This is a genomic window from Acerihabitans sp. (assembly GCF_036398755.1).
GTDB lineage: Bacteria > Pseudomonadota > Gammaproteobacteria > Enterobacterales > Enterobacteriaceae > Acerihabitans.
This window is the reverse complement of the sequence record NZ_DASWOM010000104.1, coordinates 1-5,220: the sequence shown is the minus strand read 5'-3', so window position 1 is coordinate 5,220 and position 5,220 is coordinate 1. Positions and strand designations below refer to the sequence as shown.

Genomic DNA, 5,220 nt, shown 5'->3' with positions numbered 1-5,220 from the left:
GATAATTCGTCGCTGTAGAAACCCGGTTTAGTCTGGGTGTTCAGCACGATTTCGTGGTCCATCTCGATAGAGATCGGCGCTTCAGTGCCACCATAAACGATGGCAGGAAACTTATTCGCTAGACGCAGGCGGCGGCTCGCACCCTTACCCTGATCTTTACGCACTTCTGCATTGATAATTAACATTATTTTCTCGATACTTAAAAAGTAACCCCGCTACAGGCGACCCAGCAGCAGGTTGGATAGACGTGCTTTGAAGTAAAGCGGGCGGAATTCTACCGGAAATACCCCGGCGGGGCAATTAAAACCCGGTCAGCCGCGCAATTCATGGGCCAGGCGGTACCGTCCCTGGTAATCGAAAATCTTTTCCCGAACCTGCCAGAAAGCGCCCTGGCGGCGCGCGACGACAAAATCCGGCGCGCGCAGCCGGTCCGCCGCCCGCTGGATATCGCCGGCGGTTTGCCAGGAAAAAGCCACCCCCGGCGCCCGTTGGTGCGGGCGCAGGAAGCGGTGCTCGAACACCCGCCGCTGGGGCGGGGTCTGCAGCCGAAAACGTTCGCTCACCTCGGCGCCGTCCTCATCGTGGTAGGTGATGCGCAGCCATTCGCCTTTGGCGTCGCCGCCGCCGTCAAGCGTCATGCCGCTGCAGCGCAGCACCAGCGCGTCCTTGAGCCGCAGCGCCGCCTTGAGCATATCATCGGGATCCACCAGCAGGGCATCGCACTGGTGGCAGCGCCGGGCGGCGATATCGTTTTCGGCGCCGCAGTCAGGACATATCTTGAAGCGGAAGCGAAAATCACATTGCCGGCGTTGCCCGTCCTCCTGCTCCTCGAAACCCTGGCAGCGGCGGCCGTAGTGTTCAATCACCTCGCCGTCCGCCGTGGTTTTGCCCCAGAACATATTGGCGAAGCCGCAGAGCGGGCAGAAAACCTGGACCGGCGTGCCGGATCCCGCGGGTTTGGCCTGGCCGACCTCGGGGGAGAACACATCGTGGCCGTTGCCGGCGTAATCAAGGATCAGGCATTGTGTCTTGCCGGGATAAAGCCTCAGGCCGCGTCCGACAATTTGCTGATACAGGCCGACCGATTCGGTGGGGCGCAGGATGGCTATCATATCCACATGGGGGGCGTCAAAACCGGTGGTCAGCACCGCCACGTTAACCACATAACGCAGCGTCTGCGCCCGGAAGGCGGCGATCAGCCGGTCGCGTTCCGCCTGCGGCGTCTCGGCGCTGATAAGCGCCGCCTCAGCGGGCGGCAGCAGGCCGAGGATTTCACGGGCGTGCTCGACGGTTGCGGCAAAAATCATTACGCCGCGCTTATCCGCCGCGTAATCCCGTATCTGGCCGATAATAAGGGGCGTGATGCGGTTTTGCCGCCGCACCTCGATATTCAGCTCCGACTCGGCGTAGTAGCCGTTGATATTGGGCGACAGGCGGCTGAAGTCGTAATGCAGCACCGGCATGTCCAGGCGCTCCGGCGGCACCAGGAAGCCGTGCTTGATCATATAGTGCAGCGGCAGCTCATAGACGCATTCGCGGAAAAAACAGCGTTCGTCGCCACGCACCATGCCATGATGGTGGTATTGGTAAATCCATCCCTTGCCGAGACGGAACGGGGTGGCGGTCAGGCCCAGGATGCGCAGCTCAGGCCGCGCGAGGCGCAGATGGCGGATAACCTGCTGGTATTGGCTATCGTCGTCATCGCCCAGCCGGTGGCATTCATCGATAATCAGCAGCGAGAAGGCCTCATCGAACCGATCCAGGTTGCGGGCTACCGACTGTACGCTGCCGAACACCACTTTACCCCGGCTGTCACGTTGTTGCAGTCCGGCGGCGAAGATATCCGCCGGCAAGCCCAGCGCCTGGAATTTTTCATGGTTTTGCGCCACCAGTTCCTTGACGTGCGCCAGCACCAGTACCCGCCCGCGCGCCAGGCGCGCCAGTTCGGCTATCACCAGGCTTTTGCCGGCGCCGGTGGGCAGCACGATAACCGCCGGTTCGCCGTGGCGGCGAAAATAATCCACCGCCGCGTCGACCGCGTCGCGCTGATAAGGACGTAGGGTGAAGGGCATCGCTAAATGAATCTCGTTGTCGGCTATGCTCGGCAGGCAAGCATCGTTATACTGTGGTTTCACATTATAAGCACATACGGCATCCGCCGTCTTTCCCGCACGATACCGGCACCGGGCCATCCGCGCGCTGAATGTGGGCCAATAGGTATCGTGCCGGGCGCTTTCCAAGATTACAGGCAAAACGACGTTAATGCGACTGGACAAATTTTTATCTCAACAGTTAGGTATCAGCCGGGCGCTGGTGCAACGGGAACTGCGCGCCAAGCGGGTGACCGTCGACGGTGACATGGTGAAACAGGGGGCGTTCCAGCTGTTGGCGCAACATGAAGTGCGCTTTGATGATCAGGTGCTGCACCAGATACTTGCCCCGCGTTATTTTATGCTGCACAAACCCCAGGGTTACGTGTGCTCCACCGACGATCCGGATCATCCCACCGTGCTCTATTTTATGGATGAACCGGTGCCGGACAAGCTGCATGCCGCCGGCCGGCTGGATATCGACACCACCGGCCTGGTGCTGATGACCGACGACGGCCAGTGGTCCCACTGGATCACCTCGCCTAAACACCACTGCGAAAAAACCTATCGGGCGACGCTTGAGGATCCGCTGGACGGGGATACGGCGCGGCTGTTTACCGAGGGGGTGATGCTCAACGGCGAAAAACTGCCGACCCGGCCCGCGAAGCTTGAGCAACTGGCCGAGCGCGAGGTGCGGCTGACCATCAGCGAGGGGCGCTACCATCAGGTGAAAAGAATGTTCGCCGCGGTGGGCAACCATGTGGTGGCGCTGCATCGCGAGCGCGTCGGCGCCATTGTGCTGGATGCGAGCCTGGAACCGGGCCAATACCGCGCGCTGACCGCGGATGAAATTGCCGGCATAGGCGCGCCGGTACGTCCGTGACAAGGCCTGCGGACGGCTGCGCCAGGCCGGTGAAGGATTGATGAAGGAATGAACGAGGAGTTGTACAACGTGCAAGCAGAGCGGAAATCCCATATCGGTTTGATTATTATACTGGGTTTATTGTCGATGCTGATGCCTTTGGCCATCGATATGTATTTGCCGGCCATGCCGCTTATCGCCACGGAGTTCGGCGTCAGCGCGGGGAGCGTGCAGATGACCCTGAGCGCCTATGTGCTGGGGTTTTCCGTCGGCCAGCTGTTTTACGGGCCGCTGGCCGACAGCCTGGGGCGTAAGCCGGTCATTCTGTTCGGCACCTTCTTTTTTGCCGTGACCGCCGCGGCCTGCGCCTTGTCGCAATCGGTTGACCAACTGATCAACATGCGTTTTTTGCACGGCCTGTCCGCCGCCGCCGCGAGCGTGGTGATCAATGCGTTGATGCGCGATATGTTCACCAAGGATGACTTTTCGCGCATGATGTCGTTTGTGGTGCTGGTGATGACGGTGGCGCCGCTGCTGGCGCCGATCATCGGCGGCGCGCTGCTGGTGGTGTTCAACTGGCACGCCATCTTCTGGATTATGAGCCTGACGGCGCTGGTGGCCACCGTGCTGGTGATGCTGTATATCCGGGAAAGCCTGCCCAGGGAGCGGCGGCAAAAATTCAACCTGCGCACCACCATCGGCAACTTCGGCGCGTTGTTTCGCCATAAGCGGGTGTTCAGCTATATGCTGGCCAGCGGGTTTTCCTTTGCCGGGATGTTTTCGTTCCTGAGCGCCGGGCCGTTTGTTTATATTAATCTTAACGGCGTGTCGCCGCAGAATTTTGGCTATTACTTTGCCCTGAACGTGTTGTTCCTGTTTATCATGACGCTTATCAACAGCCGTAGCGTGCGGCATTTCGGGGCGCAGAAGATGTTCCGTTTCGGGCTGTTTATCCAGTTGCTGATGGGCATCTGGCTGCTGATTGTCTGTGGTATGAACCTGGGCTTCTGGCCGCTGGTCATCGGCGTGGCGGTGTTCGTCGGCTGCGTGGCGATGGTGACCTCCAACGGCATGGCGGTGATCCTGGATGATTTTCCGCATATGGCCGGTACCGCCTCGTCGCTGGCCGGTACCCTGAGGTTCGGCGTGGGCGCGGTGATAGGGGCGTTATTGTCGCTGGCGACCTTCACCAGCGCCTGGCCGATGGTATTGTCGATGGCGTTTTGCACCATCAGCGCCATGCTGTGCTATTTATATGCGAGCCGGCCGCGGCGGACGGCGGCGCGGTCCCTTTAGCGCACAACAGGATAAATACGCCATCGGCGATAAGTTATCGGCGTTAGCCGGCATGCCCTGCCGATGGGGCGGCTTGGTGGGGGTGTAGGTTGCCGTGGGATAGGTTTCGCCGGCGGCTTGGCTGAAGTTTATGTTGCCGTGGTGCGGGTTTCGCTGGCGGCTTGGCTGAAGTTTATGTTGCCGTGGTGCGGGTTTCGCTGGCAGCTTGGCTGAAGTTTATGTCGCCGTGGTGCGGGTTTCGCGGGCGGCTTGGCTGAAGTTTATGTTGCCGTAGTGCAGGTTTCGCTTGCCGTGCGTTCGGTATTTATATGGATTGCCGGGTGCCGGCAAGCGACAAGAAGGGGCTCACGCGAGCCCCTTCTTGACTTCCCCGCGCCCGGCAGGTCGCGCGTCGCTGCGCGATGCCTTCCGCCGCCCATGCCCCCGTAATGCACCGGCCCGGTCAGCGCTCCCGGCGCTACCGGGCCTTTCGCCGCTCCCGGCGGCTCATGCCGGGGCCACAGGCGCCGTCAGCGCGCTTTATGCCGGTACCTATGTCGCGGTCAGCGATGTGATATATAGGGCTTCAGCGTCGCTGTTGCTGTCGTTGAAGTTGAAGTTGAAGTTGAAGTTGAAGTTGAAGTTGAAGTTGAAGTTGAAGTTGAAGTTGAAGTTGAAGTTGAAGTTGAAGTTGATGTTGATGTTGATGTTGACGCTGTCGTTGAAGCTGATGTTGTCGTTAATACTGTCGTTGTCGCTATGGGTTAAAATGTGGGTATGCGGTATTGAGATGCTGCTAAGCATTGAACATTCAGAGCTGTTGCCAACGCCCCAAAATCAATGCTGAAATGATTCCCGGTAAGTGCATATCGCAGGGCATCAACCCCCTGTTTTACTCACAGACGATGGTGTTGACGTTGTGCCGGCATAGAGTGCGCCGGCAGCGCGCGTCACGGCTGGATGAGCCGCCGGGAGCGGCGAAAGTCCGGCTTG

5 protein-coding genes are annotated in these 5,220 nt (G+C 59.8%); 2 read left to right on the top strand and 3 right to left on the bottom strand.

Annotated elements, in window-relative coordinates; genetic code table 11:
• Positions 1–185: 50S ribosomal protein L25 (gene rplY, locus VGC33_RS17225; protein ID WP_331121994.1), on the bottom strand; the 185-nt coding region annotated here is incomplete at its 3' end.
• Between the two features lie 126 nt (positions 186–311).
• Positions 312–2,072 carry a DNA repair helicase RadD gene (radD, locus tag VGC33_RS17220; protein ID WP_331121996.1) on the bottom strand — a complete coding sequence of 587 codons (1,761 nt, stop codon included), beginning with the start codon at positions 2,070–2,072 and terminating at the stop codon, positions 312–314.
• A 190-nt stretch (positions 2,073–2,262) separates the two neighbouring features.
• Here radD and rsuA point away from each other — a divergent pair, with 190 nt between their 5' ends.
• Together rsuA and VGC33_RS17210 are read left to right on the top strand one after the other, a co-directional pair.
• Complete coding sequence (gene rsuA, locus VGC33_RS17215; protein WP_331121993.1) at positions 2,263–2,973, top strand: 16S rRNA pseudouridine(516) synthase RsuA; 711 nt, start codon at positions 2,263–2,265, stop codon at positions 2,971–2,973.
• Positions 2,974–3,042: 69 nt separating this feature from the next.
• Complete coding sequence (locus tag VGC33_RS17210; RefSeq protein ID WP_331121995.1) at positions 3,043–4,248, top strand: Bcr/CflA family multidrug efflux MFS transporter; 1,206 nt, start codon at positions 3,043–3,045, stop codon at positions 4,246–4,248.
• A gap of 531 nt (positions 4,249–4,779) precedes the next feature.
• Here VGC33_RS17210 and VGC33_RS17205 read toward each other — a convergent pair.
• Positions 4,780–5,031 carry a hypothetical protein gene (locus VGC33_RS17205; protein ID WP_331121992.1) on the bottom strand — a complete coding sequence of 84 codons (252 nt, stop codon included), beginning with the start codon at positions 5,029–5,031 and terminating at the stop codon, positions 4,780–4,782.
• Positions 5,032–5,220: the final 189 nt, after the last annotated feature.